21 protein-coding genes are annotated in these 24,952 nt (G+C 42.9%); 15 read left to right on the top strand and 6 right to left on the bottom strand.

Annotated elements, in window-relative coordinates; translation table 11 throughout:
- Positions 1-76 precede the first annotated feature (76 nt).
- Both glnA and GFB47_RS10910 read right to left on the bottom strand, forming a co-directional pair.
- Entirely contained in the window at positions 77-1,486 is a 1,410-nt protein-coding gene (gene glnA / locus GFB47_RS10915; protein WP_153447990.1) for a glutamate--ammonia ligase, read from the bottom strand.
- Positions 1,487-1,943: 457 nt separating this feature from the next.
- Positions 1,944-3,104 carry a sodium:calcium antiporter gene (locus GFB47_RS10910; protein WP_153447989.1) on the bottom strand — a complete coding sequence of 387 codons (1,161 nt, stop codon included), beginning with the start codon at positions 3,102-3,104 and terminating at the stop codon, positions 1,944-1,946.
- Between the two features lie 390 nt (positions 3,105-3,494).
- On the opposite strand from GFB47_RS10910, the gene typA reads away from it, so the two are divergent.
- From typA to GFB47_RS10890, 4 genes are all read left to right on the top strand, one after another.
- On the top strand, positions 3,495-5,324 hold the full coding sequence (gene typA, locus GFB47_RS10905; RefSeq protein WP_153447988.1) for a translational GTPase TypA: 1,830 nt from the start codon (positions 3,495-3,497) through the stop codon (positions 5,322-5,324).
- 186 nt (positions 5,325-5,510) lie between these two features.
- The gene (locus GFB47_RS10900; RefSeq protein WP_153447987.1) at positions 5,511-6,404 is read left to right on the top strand and encodes a virulence factor BrkB family protein; all 894 of its coding nucleotides are present in this window, start codon (positions 5,511-5,513) and stop codon (positions 6,402-6,404) included.
- The gene (gene dtd / locus GFB47_RS10895) at positions 6,401-6,838 is read left to right on the top strand and encodes a D-aminoacyl-tRNA deacylase (RefSeq protein WP_153447986.1); all 438 of its coding nucleotides are present in this window, start codon (positions 6,401-6,403) and stop codon (positions 6,836-6,838) included. The genes GFB47_RS10900 and dtd overlap by 4 nt, the downstream gene beginning before the upstream one ends.
- Positions 6,839-6,926: 88 nt before the next feature.
- On the top strand, positions 6,927-7,850 hold the full coding sequence (locus tag GFB47_RS10890) for a bifunctional GNAT family N-acetyltransferase/hotdog fold thioesterase (RefSeq protein ID WP_153447985.1): 924 nt from the start codon (positions 6,927-6,929) through the stop codon (positions 7,848-7,850).
- An 87-nt stretch (positions 7,851-7,937) separates the two neighbouring features.
- Here the strand turns inward: GFB47_RS10890 and GFB47_RS10885 are convergent, their stop codons facing one another.
- The 4 genes from GFB47_RS10885 to hslR form a co-directional block, all read right to left on the bottom strand.
- A complete protein-coding gene (locus GFB47_RS10885; protein WP_153447984.1) occupies positions 7,938-9,929 on the bottom strand; it encodes an AsmA family protein in 1,992 nt (663 codons plus the stop codon).
- Between the two features lie 209 nt (positions 9,930-10,138).
- A complete protein-coding gene (gene pckA, locus GFB47_RS10880) occupies positions 10,139-11,764 on the bottom strand; it encodes a phosphoenolpyruvate carboxykinase (ATP) (protein ID WP_153447983.1) in 1,626 nt (541 codons plus the stop codon).
- 339 nt (positions 11,765-12,103) lie between these two features.
- A complete protein-coding gene (gene hslO / locus GFB47_RS10875) occupies positions 12,104-12,970 on the bottom strand; it encodes an Hsp33 family molecular chaperone HslO (protein WP_153447982.1) in 867 nt (288 codons plus the stop codon).
- Between the two features lie 106 nt (positions 12,971-13,076).
- Positions 13,077-13,466 (bottom strand): ribosome-associated heat shock protein Hsp15, encoded by a 390-nt coding sequence (hslR, locus tag GFB47_RS10870; RefSeq protein WP_153447981.1) that lies wholly within the window; start codon positions 13,464-13,466, stop codon positions 13,077-13,079.
- 333 nt (positions 13,467-13,799) lie between these two features.
- Between hslR and gspC the strand changes: the two genes are divergently transcribed.
- From gspC to GFB47_RS10815, 11 genes are all read left to right on the top strand, one after another.
- Positions 13,800-14,696 carry a type II secretion system protein GspC gene (gene gspC / locus GFB47_RS10865; protein WP_153447980.1) on the top strand — a complete coding sequence of 299 codons (897 nt, stop codon included), beginning with the start codon at positions 13,800-13,802 and terminating at the stop codon, positions 14,694-14,696.
- An 89-nt stretch (positions 14,697-14,785) separates the two neighbouring features.
- Positions 14,786-16,819 carry a type II secretion system secretin GspD gene (gspD, locus tag GFB47_RS10860; protein ID WP_153448227.1) on the top strand — a complete coding sequence of 678 codons (2,034 nt, stop codon included), beginning with the start codon at positions 14,786-14,788 and terminating at the stop codon, positions 16,817-16,819.
- Positions 16,819-18,318, top strand: coding sequence for a type II secretion system ATPase GspE (gene gspE, locus GFB47_RS10855; protein WP_153447979.1), 1,500 nt, complete (start codon positions 16,819-16,821; stop codon positions 18,316-18,318). The genes gspD and gspE overlap by 1 nt, the downstream gene beginning before the upstream one ends.
- Before the next feature lie 2 nt (positions 18,319-18,320).
- The gene (gene gspF, locus GFB47_RS10850; protein WP_153447978.1) at positions 18,321-19,544 is read left to right on the top strand and encodes a type II secretion system inner membrane protein GspF; all 1,224 of its coding nucleotides are present in this window, start codon (positions 18,321-18,323) and stop codon (positions 19,542-19,544) included.
- 52 nt (positions 19,545-19,596) lie between these two features.
- Positions 19,597-20,064 carry a type II secretion system major pseudopilin GspG gene (gene gspG / locus GFB47_RS10845; RefSeq protein WP_153447977.1) on the top strand — a complete coding sequence of 156 codons (468 nt, stop codon included), beginning with the start codon at positions 19,597-19,599 and terminating at the stop codon, positions 20,062-20,064.
- Positions 20,065-20,290: 226 nt separating this feature from the next.
- Complete coding sequence (gene gspH, locus GFB47_RS10840) at positions 20,291-20,905, top strand: type II secretion system minor pseudopilin GspH (RefSeq protein WP_153447976.1); 615 nt, start codon at positions 20,291-20,293, stop codon at positions 20,903-20,905.
- Positions 20,898-21,278 carry a type II secretion system minor pseudopilin GspI gene (gene gspI / locus GFB47_RS10835; protein WP_153447975.1) on the top strand — a complete coding sequence of 127 codons (381 nt, stop codon included), beginning with the start codon at positions 20,898-20,900 and terminating at the stop codon, positions 21,276-21,278. Before gspH ends, gspI begins: the two co-directional genes overlap by 8 nt.
- Positions 21,265-21,945, top strand: coding sequence for a type II secretion system minor pseudopilin GspJ (gspJ, locus tag GFB47_RS10830; protein WP_153447974.1), 681 nt, complete (start codon positions 21,265-21,267; stop codon positions 21,943-21,945). The genes gspI and gspJ overlap by 14 nt, the downstream gene beginning before the upstream one ends.
- Entirely contained in the window at positions 21,929-23,035 is a 1,107-nt protein-coding gene (gene gspK, locus GFB47_RS10825; RefSeq protein ID WP_153447973.1) for a type II secretion system minor pseudopilin GspK, read from the top strand. The genes gspJ and gspK overlap by 17 nt, the downstream gene beginning before the upstream one ends.
- Positions 23,001-24,425: a type II secretion system protein GspL gene (gene gspL, locus GFB47_RS10820; RefSeq protein ID WP_178306475.1), complete on the top strand. Its 1,425-nt coding sequence runs from the start codon at positions 23,001-23,003 to the stop codon at positions 24,423-24,425. The genes gspK and gspL overlap by 35 nt, the downstream gene beginning before the upstream one ends.
- A gap of 12 nt (positions 24,426-24,437) precedes the next feature.
- Entirely contained in the window at positions 24,438-24,950 is a 513-nt protein-coding gene (locus tag GFB47_RS10815; RefSeq protein WP_153447971.1) for a type II secretion system protein M, read from the top strand.
- Positions 24,951-24,952: the final 2 nt, after the last annotated feature.

Raw genomic sequence — 24,952 nt, 5'->3', positions numbered from 1 at the left:
TTTGTCTTTTTTACACAGTTACAGCGTAAAATTTGAGTGCATAAACGCGCTTTAAATTAAGCGAATTTACTAAAAATTATACTGAGTAGTACAATTCAAACTCAAGTGGGTGAGTCGCCATGTTAACGCGCTCAACATCTTTAGATTTCAGTGCGATATAAGAATCAATGAAATCATCAGAGAATACGCCACCAGTGGTTAAGAACTCACGATCTTCGTCTAGTGCTTTTAGTGCTATTTCTAGCGACTCTGCCACTTTCGGGATCTCAGCTGCTTCTTCTGCTGGTAAGTCGTATAAATCTTTATCCATCGCATCGCCAGGGTGGATCTTGTTTTTAATACCATCTAGGCCTGCCATCAGTAGACAAGCGAAGGCTAGGTATGGATTCGCTGCTGGATCAGGGAAGCGAGCTTCGATACGGCGAGCTTTCGGGCTTGGTACCACTGGAATACGGATAGACGCTGAACGGTTACGCGCCGAGTATGCCAACATTACCGGTGCTTCAAATCCTGGAACCAGACGTTTGTACGAGTTAGTTGCCGGGTTCGCAAAGGCATTGATTGCACGCGCATGCTTGATAATACCGCCAATGTAGTAAAGCGCCATTTCAGATAGGCCGCCGTACTTATCGCCAGCAAATAGGTTAACACCATCTTTAGCAAGAGACATGTGAACGTGCATACCAGAACCGTTGTCGCCAACTAATGGTTTAGGCATGAAAGTCGCGGTTTTGCCGTAAGCATGCGCTACGTTGTGAACCACATACTTGTAAATTTGAATCTCATCGGCTTTTTCGGTTAGGGTATTAAAGCGAGTGGCGATTTCGTTTTGACCCGCTGTTGCCACTTCATGGTGATGCGCTTCAACCACAAGCCCCATTTCTTCCATGATTAAACACATAGCAGAACGAATATCTTGAGATGAATCTACTGGTGCCACTGGGAAATAACCGCCTTTAACGCCAGGACGGTGACCTTTGTTACCACCCTCGTATTCAGTACCAGTATTCCAAGCCGCTTCTACATCATCAAGCTTAAAGAATGCGCCTGAAATATCGTTACCGTATTTAACGTCATCAAATAAGAAGAATTCTGGTTCTGGACCGACAAGAACGGTGTCAGCAAATCCCGCTGCACGCATATGGTCTTCTGCACGTTTAGCGATTGAACGTGGATCACGATCGTAGCCTTGCATAGTTGCTGGTTCAAGAATGTCACAGCGGATATTTAAGGTTGAATCTTCAGTAAATGGGTCTAATACCGCGCTTGCTGCGTCAGGCATCATAACCATGTCAGATTCGTTAATGCCTTTCCAACCTGCAACTGATGAACCATCGAACATCTTGCCATCTTCAAAGAAGTCAGCGTCTACTTGGTGGGCAGGAATTGAGATATGCTGCTCTTTACCTTTTGTATCGGTAAAGCGCAGATCAACAAACTTAACTTCGTTTTCAGTGATCAGAGAGAGTACGTTTTCAACTGACATCTTGGATAACCTCCGGTGTTATAAATGCTATTCAAGTAGAAGTATCTACTTGGGCAATAAGGCAATAATGGGTTCGCGATAGTGAATCGCTTTAACTAATAACTAAAGCTATTGATTAAAACCGCTATCGCGAAACTATAATCAATGTATTTGTATAAGCTAAAATCATGCCAAAAAATTAAATCCTTTAAATTCAAAGTGATAGGTGTGGGTGGGGGATGATGCCAATAAGCTATTGCACCATAATGGAACCTGTGGGGATCATTTTAGTGCAATCGAATGTTGCATTGCATCATATTGATACAGCAAACCTATTACCCCACCATTCAGCCGAGAATTTGATCGTTTGTCAATGAGGCAAATCTATTTTTGATAAACCTGTCGATTTAAGTGTTAATCATTTGAATTTACAGTAAGCGATAAGTTTGATTTTTTACCCATTAATATGGCGTTGGAGTTACGCAAAGGGCAATTGCATTGTGTGCAACATGTGCTTGAGTAAGGCCGTAATAGGTTGAACCCAAGCAAGATCATAGGCTTTTGAGATAATGTAGGCGGCAAAAAAGATATATAGCCCAATTAAGGTATAGGCTTTTGCTTTTCCTAACGCTTTACCAAAGTAAAACAGGATGAACGCGGCAATGGTCAGTAAGAGTAGTAACACTCGTAGTTCACCGACATTATCGACCATATCTATTGGCATAAAGATAGGACCATTAATGATGGTATATAAAAATAATGGCAACCCTAATGCAAAACAGATATCAAAGATATTGCTGCCCAGTGCATTCGAAACAGCATCATCATAATTGCCTTTTTTGGCATCGCGTACCGATAAAATAGTGTCAGGAACACTGCTGGCAGCCGCGGCAATAATGACTGCGACAAAGTAAGATTTTAACCCTAACTCGTGGCCTAAAAGTTCACAGCCAAGTACTAGAAGGTAACAAGATAGAGCAATAAAAAAGGTGGAGACAATTAATAAAGCCCAAGCGTTTTGATTGGTGGTTTTCCTTTCACCGATTACGGCATTTTCAAGATCAAGTGTTAGCCATGACATTAAGGCATTTTCAGAGCTTACTTTATCTTGTTCTTGTTCTTGTTCTTCTTCCTCTGCAATAGAATACTCTGCGTGATGCGATTTTTTCATATTGGTAAGCATGTAAGCGATGTAAATAATATAAAGTGACATTAACATTAAGCCATGCCACCAAGTTAAATGCTCACCAATGGTTACGATCAGAATTAATTCAATGGTAATAAGAGCGATACCATCACGCAAAATGACTTTTTTGGAGACGTTAACTGCAGAGAGTTTAAATATTTTTATGGCGGTAAGAATACTCATGGCAGGGATGATCATGGTATTAAAAACGGCACTACCTGCTGTGGTAGCTATGCCACCTGCAAAACCGCCGGTATCGTTAAAGAGAAAGAGAAATACCATGGTGGCGCATAGCTCGGGCATTGAGCTACCAATCGCATTGATAGTCGCACCTTTTACACCTTCTGACATGTTGCGACCAAGATGGTCTGCGGCGGCTTCAAAGCCATCACAAACCTTGGCTATCATCCAGGTGGAAAATAAAACTAAACAGATAGAGATAAAAATCGCCACTAATATTCCTTACCATAATATTTATAAAATTGGAGCATTACAAAAGTCGTAATATTAATAAGTAAGAATGTGGTTTAAGTGAATGTTTTGCGGTTGTGTATCTAGCAAGGTATTAATTTTGTGCGTGATTGTACAGTAAATTAAGCTGAGAAACATATAAAAATAGCCACGATGAATCGACAATGTGAAGGGGGTAACATTTAGTTTATCGTCCTATCTTTTATGTTGAATTAGCACGCCATCCATCAAAGTGAGCTATTTTTAATCAACTATTATCATTTTGGCGTGAATATTCCTAGGGGTTTGGCGTAAGATCTGGTACATTTACGACCGTTTTTTTAATCAAATTCATCCAATGTCTGGATGTCTTACATAAGTGAATAGAATTCCATGACCACAACTAAAATCGATAAATTAAGAAATATCGCGATTATCGCGCACGTTGACCACGGTAAAACCACCTTGGTTGATAAGCTATTACAACAATCGGGTACGCTTGAATCTCGTGGTGAAGCTGAAGAGCGCGTCATGGATTCGAACGACATCGAAAAAGAACGTGGTATTACCATTCTTGCAAAAAACACTGCAATCAACTGGAATGATTACCGCATCAACATCGTAGATACCCCAGGACACGCCGATTTTGGTGGTGAAGTTGAGCGTATCATGTCTATGGTAGATTCTGTGCTACTTATCGTTGATGCTGTTGATGGCCCAATGCCTCAAACACGTTTCGTAACGCAAAAAGCATTCTCACACGGCCTTAAGCCAATTGTGGTTATCAACAAAGTTGACCGTCCTGGCGCTCGCCCTGACTGGGTTATGGATCAAATTTTTGATTTGTTCGATAACTTAGGTGCAACTGACGAACAACTAGACTTTAAAGTTGTTTATGCATCAGCATTAAACGGCTGGGCTTCTATGGATGAAGGCGTTGTTGGCGAAGATATGGAACCATTGTTCCAAGCGGTTGTTGATAACGTTGATTGCCCAAATGTTGACATCGATGGCGCACTTCAAATGCAAGTGTCTCAACTTGACTACAACTCTTACGTTGGTGTTATCGGCGTATGTCGCGTAACTCGCGGTAGCGTTAAACCAAACCAACAAGTGACTATCGTTAGTGCTGATGGCAAGAAGCGTAATGGTAAAGTCGGTACGGTTCTTGGTTACATGGGCCTTGAGCGTCACGAAGTTGAACAAGCTGATGCGGGTGACATTATTGCCATCACTGGTTTAGGTGAGCTTAAGATCTCTGACACCATCTGTGATGTAAACGCAGTTGAAGCAATGAAGCCACTTTCTGTTGATGAACCAACAGTAACCATGACTTTCCAAGTAAACAACTCACCGTTTGCTGGTAAAGAAGGTAAGTTCGTGACTTCACGTAACATCCTTGAGCGTCTAGAAAAAGAATTGGTTCACAACGTAGCACTACGTGTTGAACAAGCAGCCGATCCAGACAAATTCCGCGTTTCAGGTCGTGGTGAACTTCACCTATCTATCCTGATCGAAAACATGCGTCGTGAAGGTTTCGAGCTAGCTGTATCTCGTCCAGAAGTTATCATCAAAGAAGAAGATGGCCAACTAATGGAACCGTTTGAAACGGTAACGATTGATGTAGTTGAAGAGCATCAAGGCGCGATCATGGAAAACATTGGTATCCGTAAAGGTGAACTAACCGATATGGCACCAGATGGTAAAGGCCGTGTTCGCATGGACTTCATGATGCCTTCTCGTGGTCTTATTGGTTTCCAAACTGAATTCCTAACTATGACTTCTGGTTCTGGTCTAATCTACCACTCATACGATCACTACGGTCCGCACAAAGGTGGCGTAATCGGCCAACGTGCTAACGGCGTATTGATTTCTAACGGTATGGGTAAAGCAGTAACTTACTCTTTATTCAACCTACAAGATCGTGGTCGTTTATTTGCTGAGCACGGCGACGAAGTGTATGAAGGTCAAATTATCGGTATTCATAATCGTGCTAACGATCTGACTATCAACTGTCTACGTGGTAAGCAATTAACTAACGTACGTGCATCTGGTACTGATGAAGCACAAACGCTTTCTCCTGCGATAAAATACACGCTAGAGCAAGCACTAGAATTCATCGATGATGATGAGCTAGTAGAAGTGACACCAGAAAGCATCCGTATTCGTAAGCGTCATTTGACTGAAAATGAACGTAAGCGTGCCGGTCGTGGACCAAAATAAATCGATATAATTCCCTCAACAAATTGAAGCCTGTGCTTTAATTAAGATGGAAGTATTGTGATATAGTAAAAGGCCGATGCAATTGCATCGGCCTTTTTGCATTAAGCGGATCAAGATTGACAACTTAGATGCCACTCAAGGAAAGAGAAAATAAACCAAGTAAACCATTATCACCAAGGATAGAGTATGAATTCAATTCAGACAGTAGAACGCCGAATCGGCCTTGGTCTGCACTACTTAATTTATTTAAAGCAAAGAGTGGTGAATGATCGCCTTGCCGTTAATGCTGGTTATATGGCTTACATTACTCTTTTGTCTTTAGTGCCCCTCACTACGGTGGTGGTAACTGCACTATCTAAATTTCCAGTATTTGAAGGGATCAGTAACCAAGTACAAGAGTTTATTTTTAGTAACTTTGTGCCCGCGGCGGGTGATGCGATGAAAGATGCGCTAAATAGTTTTATTAGTAATACCGCAAAAATGACCGCAATAGGCGGGGTGTTTGTGTTTATCACTGCCATGTTACTGATTTCGACCATTGATAAAAATCTGAATTTTATTTGGCGAGTGAAGCGTAAGCGCCGTTTGGTTTATTCTTTTTCTATGTATTGGATGGTGCTGACGCTTGGCCCGTTATTTATTGGTTCGAGCTTAGCCCTCACCTCTTATATAACCTCGACCCAGTTTTTGAGTAGCGAAGTGTTGAATTTGGTGTATCGACTACTGCCAATGTTACTGTCCGCATCGGCATTTTTTGGTCTATATTTATTGGTTCCTAATATAAAAGTAAGAATTTTCCACGCTCTGGGTGGCGCTTTAGTGGCTGGCTTATTATTTGAATTAAGTAAGAAAGGTTTTGCGTTTTATATTACCGCTTTTCCATCATATCAATTAATTTACGGCGCATTAGCGGCAATTCCCATTTTATTTGTTTGGGTGTATTTATGTTGGTTTATCGTCTTGATTGGTGCGGAAGTCACCGCCAGTTTAGGCGAGCGTGAGTTGTGGCATGAAGATGAGCCTTTTCAAGTTCTGCAAGTGTTACATAGTAAATTTGCTAAAAAGGACGATAAGCTGTGATTGCATTGATCCAACGAGTAAGTGAAGCTAGCGTTAAAGTTGATGGTGAGATTGTTGGTGAGATCCAACAAGGATTATTAGTACTACTGGGTGTTGAAAAAGGTGATGATGAAGCGAAAGCTAAGCGCTTAGTTGAGCGAGTGTTAGGTTACCGAATTTTTGAAGATGACGCCGGAAAGATGAATTTAAATGTTGGGCAAGTTGGCGGTAGTGTGTTGATCGTTTCTCAGTTTACGCTGCCTGCGGATACTCAAAAAGGTATGCGTCCGAGCTTCTCTAAAGGGGCCGATCCGCGTGACGCTGAACGTTTATATGATTACTTTTCTCATTGCTGTCAGCAGACTGGGATCAATACCCAAAATGGTCGTTTTGCGGCGGATATGAAAGTGGCATTGGTCAATGATGGACCGGTGACATTCTGGCTACAGGTTTAATCGTTTTGCTCTCTACTCGATGATTGGTCAGCATTGAACTGATTAATGAGGCCGTGCAGCGATAGGATAAAAAATAAAAGGAATTAACATGTTTAAGCTAGTGACACCGAAAACAGAGGCGGAATTAAAACGTTACTATCATTTTCGTTGGCAGGTGTTGCGTGAACCCTTTCATCAACCTTTGGGCTCTGAGCGCGATGAATACGATGAAATGAGTTCGCATCGCATGATTATTGATAGTCGCGATCGGATTATGGCGGTGGGGCGCATTTACCTTACCCCTGATTGCGAAGGGCAAGTGCGCTTTATGGCGGTGAGTCCTAATCAGCGAGGTAAGGGCTTTGGTTCATTGATTCTGGTAGCACTAGAGTCGTATGCGATGCAAGAAGGCGCTAAGCGCTTAGTGTGTAATGCACGCCAAGATGCCATCTCTTTTTATAGTCATAATGGTTTTGAAAGCCAAGGCGAACTCAGTGATGAGCGGGGGCCGATTCGACATCAACAAATGGTCAAACCGCTCAATTCATTATCTTTGGTCTCGCACCGCCCTGACTGGTGTGATGAACTGCAAAATCGTTGGCGACAAGAAATCCCTATTTGTGGTGCGATGGGGATCCGAATCAATCAATATACCGGACACCGCTTTGAGTGCTCGGCGCCATTAAATCCCAATATTAACCCTCATGAGACCATGTTTGCAGGATCGATTTTTACCTTAACTACGTTAACGGGTTGGGGAATGGCATGGCTATTAATGCGAGAAAAGGGCTTAAAAGCGGATATCATTTTAGCTGATAGTCAGATACGCTTTCGTGCTCCGGTAACCGAAAGCCCTACCGCCGTGACCTCATTAGATGGTATCAGTGGCGATTTAGACCGATTAAAAAATGGGCGTCGCGCGCGCATCATTGTCAAAGTGATAGTGTATAGTGGCGACACACCAGCGGTAGAATTTACCGGAACCTATATGTTGATGACTGACTTTTTAGGTGAAGAACCTTTAGTGAGTTGACGTTTTCATATCTAATCATATTAAACGGTGTCATCGTCAATGAATAGCTCATGCTATAGCCGTTATTCATTGAGCAAACACTTGACACTATTGGCAATTATCTTCCATTGTGATCGCGCTGTTATCTCCTAATAAATCAAAGATCAGCGCCTTACATTTTCCTTTTCCTTCGAGCTTATATTGCACATTACCTTTTTCTGGAAATAAGAAATCGTAATTACCGCCTAAATAAGCGGTGAAATCTTTCCCTTTGATGCTAAATGGTTTTAATGCCACTCGTCCACGATCGGCATTTAAATGAATATTGCCAATCGATACGGCTTGCTTGGTTTGTGTCGGCTGTTTTGGTTTATCTACTGGATGAGGATCTTCCGATGGATCGAGTTCAATCCCCTGATTGCGCAACCAAAGTGTTTCAAAATCATCGCTGCTGGTGGCTTGGCTAATGGTCGCTTCAAGTTTGCCCGTCACGCTATGGTTAAAAATCAATTGATCGCCATACAAGCCTTCGCCTTTCACGGTAAAGTCGGTGATACCATCTAAATGCAGTGGTAAGTTAAAAACGCGTGTAAAAAAGCGTAATGGAATGCCTGAAGCCTCAACTGATAGATTCCAAGGTTGGCTAGTTTTAGCGTAATCCATATCGCCACTGGCTTTGATTAACCCATCATCGAGCGGAACAAATAGCTTTTCTAGCCAAAAATGGCCATCTTTAGAGTGCATATTAAGTAATAAATTACGGCTAGTGACTTTGTCATAAGTGGCACTGCTGGCACTGCTGGCACTGATACTCAACTTGCCATCCCATAACCCCCAACGTCCGTCACGCTTTAATTCAAGTTGGTCACCATCAATACTCATGCCTGAGGTTTGAATGGCTGGCGTTTGGGTGAGATCAATCACCTGAACATTATTAATGGTTAAGGACTGGGCGTTAAGAGTGTGGAGTTGATTGAAGTAAGCTAACACTAAGTCCTTAGATTTTTGTGATGGGATCCATTTTATATTATTAATATTGAGTAGTTTTATATCGGCACTATCGGGTTTGAACTTCCCCTGTAGATGAATATCACCTTGCAATACTTCGAGTGATAAATTCTGCACATAAGCCGATTGAGGCTGCAAATTGAGAGTTAAATTAGGAGATTTGATGGATTGCCCCATGGCGCTCATCGAGTCGGCGGAAAGGTTAATAGACGCATCTTGTTGCTGCCAGAGTTTAAATGGCAAGTGAACATGGCGAGCATTAATCAGCAAATTATTAGCGGTAAAATCATTAACTTCCAAACTAGAATCACTGATATCTAATTGGTCGATATCCATTGCAATGTGATTAAACCAAGCCAATACATCTGAATGGATCGCTTCTAAATTGTGTTGTTGTAATCTTAAGCCAGCAATGGACACTTGAGGTAGTTGCCATACATGCTCATCGGAACCTTTAGTCGCTTGAGCTTGAAATTTTCCGTGTCGCCAATTAAAGCGCATATCATAAATAATAGTATTACTGTGGCTGATATCGCCATCAATAAATACTTTATCTAGCGCTTCACCTTGCCAATAAATTTGGTCGGCAGATAACTGAATTTGACCATAGAAAGGGAAAATTTTTGATGGGCGATATTGGGGGTGTTTCACTTGCATGGTCATATCACGCACCACCCAACCTTGGTCGGCAAAGTCGATACTCGAAATCGCTAATTGTTTGATATTAATATGTGGCAATATTGCCAGTTTCGGCCAGCCGCTTTGTAAGTTGATACCTTCCATCAGGACATTATCAATTTGTAATTTAGAGTCTTTCCAAAGTGGGTTATCCAGCCAAATATCGACTTTTCGGATCAAAATTGATTGATGAGTTTGAGGATTTTTGACTAACACCCCTTCAAATGTAATATGGCGAGCTTGTTGATAGGAATAGCTGACTTCACGCACCGCAATTGGCTTATCTAAGACTTTGCTAAATACAAAGTTGACTAGCTTTGGGGCATATTGGGTGTGTAAAGTACCGTAACCGGCGGCTAAAATCACCATTAATAGCGCGATAAAACTAGTAAAAATGATAAGCAACTTTCTCATGGATCGTCCTGTTAGTCGAGATGAGCAATAAATCGAGAAGATCCCTAATTATTTGAGAGTAGGAATTTATCGCTAGAAGGAACAATTTATAGAAAATCATCGAAAGGGTGAAGTATTCTTTTATAAAAACCTGAGATAGGTGCGCCGATAATGGAAAAAGCTATTATCGGCGCAAGGTTTACGCAGTTTCAAGTAGCCTAAATGATGATTTAGCCTTTCTGTGGACCAGCCGCGACGAGCGATTTACCTTCATCATTGTCAGTGTACTGAGCGAAGTTATTAATAAATAAGGTTGCTAAGTCATCGGCTTTTGCTTGCCACTCTTGAGTGCTAGCGTAAGTGTCGCGAGGATCTAAGATCGTAGGATCGACTTTTGGTAGCGAGGTAGGCACTTCTAGGTTAAAGGTTGGGATAATCTTAGTCTGGGCTTTATCTATCGAGCCATCTAAGATCGCATCAATAATACCGCGCGTATCTTGAATCGAAATGCGCTTGCCAGTGCCGTTCCAGCCGGTATTGACTAAGTAAGCTTCAGCGCCTGATGCAACCATACGCTTAACTAACACTTCCGCATACTGAGTTGGGTGCAAAGTTAGGAAGGCAGCGCCAAATGCGGCCGAGAAGGTTGGTGTTGGTTCGGTAATGCCGCGTTCAGTACCTGCGAGTTTGGCGGTAAAGCCCGACAAAAAGTGGTACTTAGTTTGTTCTGGTGTCAGTTTGGATACTGGCGGTAGTACCCCAAAGGCATCGGCAGTTAGGAAGATGACTTTTTGTGCATGACCGGCTTTAGATATCGGTTTAACGATATTATCAATGTGATAAATAGGATAAGAAACACGAGTATTTTCGGTTTTTGAACCATCATCAAAATCAATAATGCCTTGCTCGGTTACCGTCACATTTTCAAGTAAGGCATCACGGCGAATTGCGTTATAAATATCAGGTTCAGCCTCTTTCGATAAACGTATGGTTTTCGCGTAGCAGCCGCCTTCAAAGTTAAACACACCGTCATCATCCCAGCCGTGCTCATCATCGCCAATCAACTGACGTTTAGGATCGGTAGAAAGAGTGGTTTTTCCGGTGCCTGATAAACCAAAGAAAATAGCCACATCACCGTCTTCCCCGACATTGGCAGAGCAATGCATTGACGCCATACCCTTGATCGGCAATAGGTAGTTCATCATGGCGAACATACCTTTTTTCATTTCGCCGCCGTACCAAGTGCCACCGATGATCTGAATGCGCTCAGTGAGGTTGAAAGCGACAAAGTTTTCCGAATTGAGCCCTTGTTTCTGCCAGTTTGGATTCGTGGTTTTCGCGCCATTCATCACCACAAAATCAGGCTCGAATGTTTTGAGTTCTTCATCGGTAGGACGAATAAACATATTTTTGACGAAGTGGGCTTGCCACGCAACTTCGGTGATCACGCGCACTTGCAAGCGAGACTCTGGGTTAGCGCCACAAAAACAATCAACCACAAACAAGCGCTTATTTGACAGTTGAGTGGTGACTAAGGATTTTAAGTCTTGCCATACCTCTTGGTTAATGGGTTTGTTATCATTTTTACCTTGATCAGACCACCAAAGCGTATCGCGAGTGACGTCATCTTTAACAATATACTTATCTTTTGGTGAGCGACCGGTGAAGATGCCAGTATCAACCGATACCGCCCCTAATTCAGTCTCAATACCTTTTTCATAGCCAGATAAGTCATCTCGAGTTTCCTCGGTAAATAACACCTCATAACTAGGGTTATGCAGCACATCAGTCGCATTGTGAATACCATAACCAGTGAGATCTATTTGTTGTGTTGCAGTGTGCGTCATAACAGTCATAGGGTGTCCTTAGTTTCAAGTCGTCAAAATTTCAAATAGTAAGATGTTAAATTTATTAATATTGACGCCATTTTAACCATATTCTATATATGGTTTTATTGGTGACATCACAAAATCATCCTATCAAAGTATGGTAGATCAAAAATGGGATCAGGCGCGACTATGTTTATTATTTCACTAAAATTAAGTGCGGTATTTGCAGGAGAGTTTGGGTGATGAAATACACAATAGAAACAAAAGTTTGACTAAAAAAACCGACACAGGGCCGGTTTTTTTAGATATTACTGGTGGTTATTACGTGCTAGAAAATAATGCACTAGACTTAAGTTATTGGACTGATTAATGCAGTGTTTTCTTCGCTTCGGTTAGGATTTGTTCCACTTGTGCCGAATTAAAAGAGTAGGAACTGCCGCAATAGTCACAATGTAGTGCAACTTCACCTTCGGCGTGCAGAATATCGTCGAGTTCGGGTTTTGCTACTGTGGCAATAGCGCCAGCACTACGTTCACGTGAACATCCACAGAAAAACTCAATTGGTTGAGGTTCGAATACTTTTACTTCTTCTTGGTTGTACAGGCGATACAGTAGATCGTGAGCGTCTAAAGAGAATAATTCTTCATCTTTAATGGTTTCGGTTAGTTTTTCTAAGTGCTCGAAATCATCCGCAGAGCCTGTACCATCTGGCATAATTTGAAGTAGCATACCAGCAGCATGCGCTTGACCATTATGCTCACCAGTGCGCAGCCATAAGCGCGTTTTTAGTTGTTCAGAACGTTCAAAGTAGCCTTCTAAAATTTCCGCCAATGTCTCCCCTTCAAGCCCAACCACACCTTGATAACGTTCACCTTCTTTAGGAGAAATGGTGATCACGAGATGACCCTTACCAATTAATTGATGCAAGCTTGCGTTGCTATCAATATGGCCTTCCCAACGCGCTACACCACGAAGCTTTTGATCATGATCGCCGTTGATCACCACCAGAGGTACCGGACCATCACCTTGTAATTGCAACGTGATGGAACCTTCAAATTTTAGGGTGGCGGTTAACAGGCTGGTTGCCACTTGTAACTCACCTAATAAATTACGGATCGGTTGCGGGTAATCCTTACTAGCAATAATGTTTTGAAAGGCGGTATCAAGTTGAACTAACTCACCACGGACCGATAAGTTTTCAAATAAGTAGCGATGTAAAAGGTTATTTGCCATCAGTTAGGGAACTCCCAGCGATTATTGTTGTTTAATATACTCATCTGACTTGCAATAACTTTGGCTGACGAGTATTTGACTAAAAAATATTGAATTAAAAAAACGGTTATTGCTGTTTAAAGCGAATGATATTACGGCGTTGTTTTTTATCTGGACGTCGATCCGGGCTTGGGCTGTATAACGCATTCAGTTTGTGTTTTTCGGCATCTTCTGCGCGTTTAGTGATACTCTCTTCAGTTTCGCGATATAACGTCTGTGCTTCTGGTGCCCCACGTCGATGTTCTGAAATTTTCTCGATAATAATGGTTTTTTCTTCGTTACCTTGGCGCAAACGAATTTGAGCGCCGAGCTCGACGATTTTGCTTGGTTTACTACGTTGATTATTATAATGGACTTTGCCACCATCAACCATAGTGCGAGCCACGGAACGAGTCTTATAAAAACGTGCCGCCCATAGCCATTTATCTAAACGTACTGACAATGTTGGTGAACTCATTCTGAAATGCGTCCTTAGCCGGTTTGCAATGAAAAGTAGATAAACAATGGTGGTGAATAACCGATATTTCAAGGGGGAGTGCGCACAAAGCGGTGACTTTATCCATCGCGTCTAAGTGATTATTCTTACATTAAAGTTATGAAAATGATGATTTGATATAAGGATAATGGCTAATTATGCTTAAGGATGTGAACTTTTCCCACTTTCCTCTATTTTTAATACTATTTTATTTGGTGGCTTGGGCTTTAAACGGTAAGGTAGTCTGGATAAAGTATTACAAAAATGGCTGAATATTTAGCGAGCAATATCAAGTAGAACGGAGTCTTAATTAACATGTCATCTTCTATGGCCTTAAAAACGGATTTAAGAGGTCAACTCACCCAAATTTCTACTCGATTACTGTCCCATCAGGCAGTGATTGCTTACGCCTGTACTTTATTGTTGCTAGCGATTATTGCGTGGATTTTAGGCGTGTTGGTTTGGTTTGTTATTACTCCTGCTCCCACCGTCAGCCATTGGGTAGCTCCGAATGTGAGCAGCCGCCATGTGATTAACAATAATCATGGCGATCATGTATCGAAATTAGTGAGAAGTGATCTGTTTGGTAATTACAACCAAGAGTCGATAGCTAATGAAGCGGTAGCAAAAAATGCTCCTCAGACACGCTTAAAATTATCCTTAGTTGGGGCGGTGGCGAGTAATAACCCAAAACTAAGTTTGGCGGTGATCGCGAATCAAGGAAAGCAATCTACTTACGGCCTTGGTGAAACGATTGATGGGACTCGGGTAACATTAAAATCGGTATTACCAGATCGCGTGATTATTAGCAATCAAGGCCAAGATGAAACCCTGATGTTAGAAGGGATTGATTATAGTAAAATGAATCAACCTAGCGCTCCAATAAAGGAGGCGCCATCATCCAGCTCGGATTTAACCGCCATTCGTACTGAGATTTCGAAAGATCCACAAAAAATATTTCAATACCTTCGATTATCACAAGTGATGGACGAAGGTAAGCTAAAAGGTTATCGAGTTCGTCCCGGACAAAAGCGTGAATTGTTTGATTCGGTCGGACTAAAAGATGGCGATATTGCCACGGTATTAAATGGACATGATTTAACCGATCCATCACAAATGACTGCGTTATGGAAAGACGCATTAAGTGCCCAAGAGTGGAATTTAAGTGTTGAGAGAGATGGGCAGATCCACGATATCTATATTGAATTTTAAACGATAAAGATCGTTTTAGGATAATTTAAGTCACCACCTTTGGTGAGCAGGAGCATTGCGTGAAGAACGTAAAGAAATTTAAAAAAACGATAAAACAGGTAGGGCTCATTTTAGTCGCCAGCCTAGCTTGGTGTTCTGCCTCTGCAGAAGAGTTTAGTGCCAGTTTTAAAGGTACCGATATTCAAGAGTTCATTAATATTGTTGGCCGCAATTTGCATAAAACCATCATCGTTGACCCATCGATTCGCGGTAAAATAGATGTGCGTAGTTACGATGTATTAAGCGAAGACCAATATTACAAGTTCTTCCTTAATGTTTTGGAAGTGTATGGCTTTGCTGTGGTTGAGATGGACAATGGCATTTTAAAAGTTATTAAAGATAAAGATGCCAAAACATCGGCTATTCCAGTGGTAGGTAATAATTCAAAAGTCACCGGTGATGCCGTTATCACCCGTGTTGTCGCGGTTAAAAATGTTTCGGTGCGCGAACTTTCTCCAATTTTACGCCAACTTAATGATAACGCTGGCGCCGGTAATGTGGTGCACTACGATCCAGCCAATATTATCTTGTTAACCGGCCGTGCGGCAGTCGTGAACCGTTTAGCTGAAATTATCAAGCGCGTCGATCAAGCCGGTGATAAAGAAGTGGAAGTGGTTGAGTTAAATAATGCCTCTGCCACGGAAATGGTGCGCATTGTGGATGCGTTAAATAAAAGCGCTGATGCTAAAAATACCCCCGAGTCTTTGCAGCCGAAGCTGGTTGCCGATGAACGTACCAATTCTATTTTGCTCTCTGGCGAGCCTAAAATTCGTGAGCGTCTGAAAAAACTGATCAAACAACTTGATGTTGAAATGGCAACCAAGGGCAATAATCGTGTTATTTACCTACGCTACGCCAAGGCCGAAGACATTGTTAAAGTATTGGATGGGGTATCTGAAAACCTACAAGCTGAAAAACAAAGCAAATCTGCGAGTGGTAAATCAGCATCGAAATCAAATGTGATGATCACCGCCGATCCAGGCACCAACGCGCTAGTGTTAACCGCTCCGCCTGATATTATGAAAGCATTAGAAGATGTGATTTCGCAACTGGATATTCGCCGTGCGCAAGTCCAAGTTGAGGCATTGATTGTCGAACTGACTGAAGGTGAAGGTATCGATCTTGGGGTGCAATACGCTAACTCTAAAACCGGCAGTATGGTGCAATACGGTAATGCTAACGCCAAAATAGGCCAAGTGGCGGTAGGTCTAGAAGAAGCAAAAGGTGAAAAAGGCTCAACCGTTATTGATGCTAATGGTAATACCACGATTAACCCTGATACTAAAGGCGATTATTCCACTCTGGCAACGGCTTTGTCGGGTGTGAATGGCGCGGCATTAAGTATTGTGAAAGGCGACTGGGCGGCGCTAGTCAGTGCGGTGGCGACCGATTCAAATTCCAATATTTTGTCTTCTCCAAGTATTACCGTAATGGATAATACCGAAGCCTCTATTATTGTGGGTGAAGAAGTGCCGGTTATTACCGGTTCAACCGCGGGCGCAGACAACGATAACCCGTTCCAAACCGTAGATCGTAAAGAAGTTGGCATCAAACTGAAAGTGACGCCACAAATTAACGAAGGCGACTCGATTCAAATGAAGATCGAACAAGAGGTGTCCAACGTATTAGGCGCGAATGGTGCAGTCGATGTCCGCTTTGCTAAGCGTCAAATTAGCACATCCGTGATGGTTGAAGATGGTCAAATGATTGTATTGGGCGGTTTGATTTCAAATGAAACCCAAGAAAGTAAATCTAAAATCCCATGGTTGGGGGATATCCCATATCTAGGGGTACTATTCTCTTACACCAACAGCAGTACAACAAAACGTAACCTAATGGTGTTTATCAAACCGACTATTATTCGTAACGGTATGGCTGCAGATAGTTTATCGAGCCGTAAGTATAATTACCTGCGAGCTGAGCAACTGTATCGCGCCCAGAAAGGGGTTCATCTTATACCAGATGCTGAAGTGCCGGTTATTCCACGATTGGGCAAAGATGCGCGGCAACCAGCCGAAATTCAAGCTTTTCTTGACCAGTTGAAAAAAGCAAAAGCACCAGCGACAACTCAAGGTGCGCAGTAATGATTGAGCTGCCAAGTGACGATCCGACTCGCGCGGTATTACGTTTACCGTTTGCCTTTGCCAAGCGCCATCAAGTGGTGTTGGAGTGTGAAGGTGAAGAGGCGGCGCTATATTATGTGGAGCAGTTATCGCCACAAGTGTTATTGGAGATCCGCCGCGCACTTGGTGCAGGGTTTGCTCCGGTCAAACTCACTAAGCAAGAATTTGATAATAAACTGACGCAAGCTTATCAGCGCGATTCTTCTGAAGCGCGCCAGTTAATGGAAGACATTGGCGCGGATGATGATTTTTTCTCATTGGCGGAAGAGCTTCCTGAAAATGAAGATTTGCTCGAATCGGATGATGACGCGCCCATCATTAAATTGATCAACGCCATGTTAGGCGAAGCGATCAAAGAAGGGGCTTCGGATATTCATATCGAAACCTTTGAAAAAGTATTATCGATCCGTTTTCGCGTTGATGGGGTATTACGAGAAGTATTAACCCCAAGTCGTAAGTTAGCGCCGATTTTGGTGTCGCGGGTTAAGGTTATGTCTAAGCTCGATATTGCCGAGAAACGGGTGCCACAAGATGGGCGTATTTCGCTGCGTATTGGTGGTCGAGCGGTTGATGTGCGGGTATCGACCATGCCTTCTTCTCATGGTGAGCGAATCGTAATGCGTTTGTTGGATAAAAATGCTACCCGTCTTGATTTGCATAGCCTTGGTATGACGGCTGAAAACCACGAGACTTTCCGTCGTTTAATTGCACGTCCGCATGGCATTATTTTGGTGACAGGCCCAACCGGTTCCGGTAAATCCACAACCTTGTACGCAGGCTTGCAAGAGCTGAACAGTACCGAGCGTAATATTCTTACCGTAGAAGATCCAATCGAATTTGATATCGACGGCATTGGACAAACCCAAGTGAATGCCAAAGTTGATATGACCTTTGCCCGTGGCTTACGTGCTATTTTACGTCAAGATCCTGATGTGGTGATGGTGGGTGAAATCCGCGATCTCGAAACAGCCCAGATCGGGGTTCAAGCCTCTTTAACCGGTCACTTAGTGATGTCGACCTTGCACACCAATACCGCAATTGGCGCGATTACTCGTCTGCGTGATATGGGGATTGAACCGTTCTTAATTTCATCTTCATTATTAGGGGTTTTAGCCCAGCGTCTGGTTCGCACCTTATGCAAACAATGTAAAACGCCCTATCAAGCTGACAGCGAACAAAAGAAATTATTTCATCTTGGCGAGCAAGATCAACTGACTTTGTATAAAGCCAATGGTTGCGAGCATTGCAATAAGAAAGGCTATCGTGGCCGAACTGGTATCCATGAAATGCTGGTGATTGACGATACCACCCAAGAACTCATTCACGCCGAAGCGGGCGAGCAAGTGATTGAAAAAGCAGTGCGTGCGCAAACACCAAGTATTCGTGATGATGGTCTGGCTAAAGTGCGCAGAGGCATTACCACCCTAGAAGAAGTCTTGCGCGTAACCAAGGAAATCTAACCATGGCGGCATTTGAATATAAAGCGCTCGACGCCAAAGGCAAACAGAAAAAAGGCATCTTGGAAGGGGATAACGCCCGCCAAGTTCGCCAACGACTAAAAGAAAAAGGCTTAATGCCAACCGAAGTGATTGAAACCCGAGCTAAAAACCAGCGAGCTAACGCTAAAGGTTTGAGCTTTCAGCGTGGCATTAGTACCAATGAATTAGCATTAGTGACTCGTCAACTTTCAACTTTAGTGCAATCGGGTATGCCATTAGAAGAGTGTATTCGTGCCGTTGCTGATCAATCTGAAAAACCTCATATTCGTAATATTCTCGTCAGTATTCGCTCGCGCGTGGTCGAGGGTTATACTCTTTCCGACAGCATGGCAGAGTTCCCTGCGGTGTTTGATGATCTATTTTGCGCCATGGTGGCAGCCGGTGAAAAGTCGGGGCATTTAGACGCTATTTTAGATCGCTTAGCCGATTACGCTGAAAACCGCCAAAAAATGCGCGCTAAGCTGCAACAGGCGATGATTTACCCTGTGATGCTAACCTTAATTGCGATCAGTGTGGTGGCATTTTTATTGGCTGCGGTAGTACCAAAAATTGTCGATCAGTTCGTTCAGATGGGACAAGGGTTGCCAACTTCAACTCAGGTATTATTGGATGCCAGTAATTTTGTGCAAAACTGGGGGTTAGAATTATTAGTCCTGATCATATTCGGCATTATTGGTTTAAAAATGGCGCTTAATAAGCCCAAGTTTCGCATGGCATGGGATAAAAAAATGCTCAAGTTACCTGTGATTGGTAAAGTGGCAAAAGGGTTAAATACCTCGCGTTTTGCCCGCACCTTGGCGATTTGTTCTTCCAGTGCGATCCCGTTATTGGATGGTATGAAAGTCGCGGCGGATGTCATGAGTAATCAATACTTTAAAGCGCAAGTGATGGAAGCCTCCGAGCGAGTGCGTGAAGGGACCAGTTTGCGTAAGTCACTGGAACAAACTCGTTTATTTCCTCCTATGATGCTACACATGATCGCCAGTGGTGAGCAAAGTGGCGAGTTAGAACCGATGCTAATCCGTTCTGCCGATAACCAAGACCGCGATTTTGAAGCTTTGGTCAATATGGCACTAGGGGTGTTTGAGCCGTTATTGATCGTCTTTATGGCGGGCATTGTGTTGTTTATCGTGACCGCCACTTTAATGCCGATATTAGAACTGAATAATCTTGTGACTCAAAAGTAGATTGATAATCAAAAAACGAATACCAAACAGAATTTTTACAGGAGAAATATTAATGACATTCAAATCAACAAACAGCCCCGTTACGGCGAAGCAAAAAGGTTTTACCTTGCTTGAAGTTATGGTGGTGGTGGTAATTTTGGGGATCTTAGCCAGTTTCGTGGTGCCTAACCTTTTAGGTAACAAAGAAAAAGCCGATCAACAAAAAGCGGTGACCGATATTGTGGCGCTAGAGAACGCCTTGGATATGTACAAACTTGATAACAGTGTGTACCCAACCACTGATCAAGGTTTAGAGGCGTTAGTGAGTAAACCAACCGGTACACCAGAGCCACGTAACTACCGCAATGACGGTTATATCAAACGTTTACCAAAAGACCCTTGGGGTGGTGACTACCAATACCTAAGCCCTGGTGATAAAGGCAATATTGATATCTTTACTTTAGGTTCCGACGGCCAAGAAGGCGGCGATGACGGTTCTAAGAAAGACATTGGTAACTGGAATATTCAAGACTTCCAATAATAGTTAGGAGCCTAGGTTCGGGCTCGCTACGCTCAAGAAGTACGCCAATTTTAGACAAGTATGCTTCTATCCATATTGTTGATGGAAAAAAGTGTCAAAGAACAAGGATGTTCTTTTTCAAGTGCCCACGGACGGTTTAAACGTCTTTTTGTAATGAGCCATATTGGTTAGAAGCCTAATCGAATAGGTATGATTTGTGGCTGAGTCGGTGGTGTTAAGGAAAAATATGAAGCGTCAGCGCGGGTTCACATTGCTTGAGATTTTATTGGTGGTGGTGTTGATGTCGTTATCGGCATTAGCGGTAATCCAAACCATGCCAGAGAGAAAAGATGATCAACTCAAAGACAACGCGTTACGTTTTTTTCAGAGACTGCAACTGCTCAGTGATGATGCCATTTTAAATGGTCAAGATTATGGCATTCGGATTGATGATAAAAAGTTTAGTTTCACCTATATGACTTTAACCGATGATGGTTGGAAAGTGGTAAAAGGCGATAAACATTTTACCGCCACACATCTACCAGATGAGCTTGGTTTCCATTTTCAATTAGGCTCAGATGCTTGGGGGAATGACGATCGTTTGTTCAAGCAAGAAGACTTCTATGAAGATAAATTTGAGCAGCAAGATAAAGATAAAAAAGAAAAACCACCACAAATATTTGTTCTGTCGAGCGGTGAAAATACACCGTTTGAGCTGAGTTTTATCGCTACCGACGATGGTGGAAGGCAAAATAAAAACGATAAAGAAAATCAACAATATTGGCGAGTGAAAGTACTTGAAACCGGCGTAGTAAAATTATTTTCACCTGGTGAGAGCGATACTGGTAAAAGCCATGATTAAGCAGACAAAACAGATAAGGCAGCCATCGCGCGGAATGACTTTGCTTGAGGTTTTGATCGCGTTAGCTATTTTTGCTACCGCTGCTATCAGTGTTATTCGAGCGGTGACACAACATATTAATACCCTAACTTATTTAGAAGAGAAAACCTTTGCCAGCATGGTAGTGGACAATCAATTGGCGCTACTGCATTTAGGTAAATCGTTAAGCTCGACTAAAAAAGGTAAAGAAGAGTTTGCAGGGAAGACGTGGTATTGGACCGCTAAACCAGTCAAAACCGGAATGGATTTAATTAAAGCGGTGGATGTGAGTGTCTCGACTGACAGCCAACGAAAGAACAGTATTTTAACGGTGCGCACTTATGTTAAACCGTAATCTTATCAACAAGTTTAGACATAACTTAAGCCGTGGTTTTACCTTAATAGAAGTGATGGTCGCCATCATGGTCTTTGCCAGTTTAAGTTTGGGTGCCTATCAGGTGGTCAATCAAGTTCAACGTAGCAACCAAGTGTCACTGGATAAAACCCAGCGACTGCAAGAGTTACAACGGGCGATGATTGTAATGGACAGTGATTTTCGTCAGATGGCACTGCGTAAATTTAGCTTTGGCGACAAAAGCGGTACAGACAAAACTAAGCCACTTTATACCGGCCAGTATGTACTGGATTCCGATAGTGACGGCATCGTATTTACTCGTTTAGGTTGGCTTAACCCACAACAGGCTTTCCCGCGTGGTGAGATTGTTAAAGTGGGCTATCGAATTATACAAGGTAAACTTGAACGAGTTTGGTGGCGCTATCCAGACACCCCAACCGGGCAAGAACCACTGCACAAAGTAGTGTTATCGCAAGTTGAGAAACTGGATTTCGGCTTTTATGATGGCTCAAATTGGCAAAAAGAATGGACCAAAGACAGTGCGCTGCCGCAAGCGATTGAAGTGAAATTACAGCTTAAAGATTATGGCGATATTCGTCGGGTATATTTGATTGCTCAAAGCAACGTAAACAGTAGTGATGGAGGAGATAATGACAGTTCGTTATAAGCCTCATCAAACATATTTTAAGAATCATAAGCATATCGCTAAGCAACAATACGTCACTAAGAAGCAATATGCCAACCAGCATAAACAACAAGGTGTGGCGCTGATTTTTGTATTATTGATTGTGGCGGTACTGGTGGCATTGGCGGCCACCATGACGGAACGAATGTCGACTCAGTTTTATCGTGCCAGTAATTTACTCAATCACCAACAAGCTTACTGGTATAGCATGGGGGTCGAAGCACTGGCTCAAGTGGCGATAGAGGAAACCTATAAAGAGAATAGTAAGGTTATTAACCTCAATCAAGCATGGGCGATGAAAGGTGCCCGTTACCCGCTCGATAATGGTGATGCGATTGGTAGTATTCGAGATATGCAAGCTTGTTTTAATCTCAATGCCTTAAATGGATTACCGGTTGCAACCAACCCAAGTGTACGACCATATTTATTAAAAGTACTGGCTTATATGTTAGAAGATGCTGGTATTGAGAGTTACCAAGCCGAAGTGATTGCTGATTCCGCCAAAGAATTTGTTGATAGTGATGATACGGTGAACACGCAATCTGGGGTTGAAAATAACACCTATGAAGGCTTTAAACCGGCCTATAGTGCGCCAAACGGAATGATCGCAGATGGCACAGAGTTGCGGGCGGTTAATCAGGTGAGTGCGCAAGCGATGCGAGCATTAAGAGGGGTGGTGTGCGCGATTCCAGCGTCAAAATTAATGGTGAACGTCAACACCATTCAGCCGCATCAAGCCCTGCTATTATCAGGGTTATTCCAACCAGGGTTAAGCTTAAGTGATGCGAAAAAAGTAATTGAAGACCGACCTTATGATGGTTGGTCAAGTGTACAAGATTTTTTAGCAGAACCGGAAATTAGTCGGGTAGCGAGTAATATTCAATCACAAGCGACCCCATTTTTAGGCGTGACTAGCCAATATTTTGAATTAGATGCCCAAATAACTGTGGATGAATCGAGAGTGAGGTTAAGAAGCCTGCTGTATAGTTCAGATAATAAAACCACACAAATTATTCGTCGTCGTTTCGGAGGGATCAGTGAACGAGTTTCTGACAATAAGACTGAGCAGTAACCCTAGCGATCCTATCGCTTGGTTAGTGTGGTCAACTCAATTAAAGGATGTGATTGCATCGGGCGAAATAGCCGACCGCCAACATCTTGCTCAATTGTTTGAATACAGCCAGCAACGCACCACAATTGCCTTGTTGCCAAGTAGTCATGTACTGCTTACCCAAATTACCGTGCCTTCTGGTGCGGCGCGTCAGCTCAATAGTATGCTGCCATTTTTGATGGAAGACACGCTAACTCAAGACATCGAATCGATGCACTTTAGTGTCTTACACAAGCATAATGATCAAGCCACCGTTGCCACGGTTGAGCGTGATTTATTGGCGCGATGGGTCGATGATTTTAAAGCGGTAGGGATTGAACTCAAACGTATTTTACCCGATTGTTTAGCGCTGCCAAAAAATGAAAGTGGCATTAGTGCGCTGAATTTAGATGGGCAATGGTTGTTTCATCAAGGTGATGCGAAAGGCGCAGCGGTCGATGAGGCTTGGCTAGAAATGTTCTTACATTCAGGTTGGCTTGATCCGGATGCAGACGCATTGCACTTTGAAGATCTGCTGCAAGAGAATGAAGATACATTACAAGACAAAGAAGAAAGCGCTACTGATGAGACAGAAAGCACTACGGTAGACGGTACTGATGCGGTTGATGAAGCAACCCAGCAAGCGGCCGATATCGCCAGTGAAGCCTTAATTAGTAATCAAGGTGACAGCGACAACTTGCCGTTAAAACCGGAAGAAAATACCACTATTTATAGCTATAGCCCATTACCGCAAGGGAGCGAAAACTTACCTGGCCAATGGCAAACCTTGCCAGATGACTTGATCATGTCGGTTCTAGCTCAAGGGGCCATTGCCAATAAATTTAACTTACTCACCGGCGAGTTTAAATCGCAATCGTCATGGTTAAAGCAATGGCGAGTATGGCAAAAAGTGGCGATCGTTGCGTGTGTGCTAATCGTGGTGTTGTTGGTGAATAAAACGCTGCAAGTGCAACAACTTGAAGCGCAAACTCGAGCTTATCATACTGAGAGTGAGCGTATTTTCCGTACCATTTTCCCTAATAAAAAGCGTATTCCAACCGTGAGCTATTTAAAACGTTCGATGCAAGATGAAGAGCGCGTCTTATCGGGTGGGAGCAGCGGTGGTGCTTCTGCGTTAGGTTGGTTGGCCAAATTGCCCAAAGCGTTGCAACAAGCCAAATCCATTTCGGTCCAAAGTGTGCAATTTGATGGCGCACGACAAGAAATTCGCCTGCAAGCTCAAAGTAATGATTTCCAACCATTTGAGCGTCTGCGTACTGAACTGGCAAAAGAATTTGCGGTTGAGCAAGGGCAATTAAATAAAAATGGCTCTGTGGTGCAGGGCAGTTTTGTTATTAAAGCCAAATCATAAGGAGCAATGAGCATGAATGAAAAAATAACCGCTTATATTGCGCCGCTTTCCGCTTGGTGGAATGGTATTTCTTTGCGTGAACGCCGTTTGGTGTTGGCGTGCAGTGGGTTGTTAATATTAGGCTTTTTGTATTGGGGAATATTCCAGCCGTTATCGCAACGAGCAGAAGAAGCTCAATTGCGTTTAAATGGCGAGAAGCAACTACTGTCTTGGGTGACCAACTCAGCCAATAGTATCGTCGAATTACGGGCCACCAAAGGCGGTGGTCAAAGCAGCCAACGCAGCTTACCGATCAATCAAGTGATCGCCACCACCGCACCGCGCTTTAATATCGAGTTGATCAGAATGCAGCCGCGTGATGAGATGTTGCAAGTGTGGATCCAACCTTTAGCGTTTAATCAATTGATTAACTGGGTTGCCGAGCTGCGAGATAATTATGGTTTGCAAGTTCAGTTTTTAGACGTCAATCGTGGCGATAAGTCTGGCATGGTAGAAGTGAATCGACTGCAATTTACCCGGGGATAAGC

The sequence above is a fragment of the Vibrio algicola genome, assembly GCF_009601765.2.
Classification (GTDB): domain Bacteria; phylum Pseudomonadota; class Gammaproteobacteria; order Enterobacterales; family Vibrionaceae; genus Vibrio; species Vibrio algicola.
The sequence above is the reverse complement of the archived record's forward strand: the minus strand, read 5'-3'. Positions and strand labels throughout refer to the sequence as shown.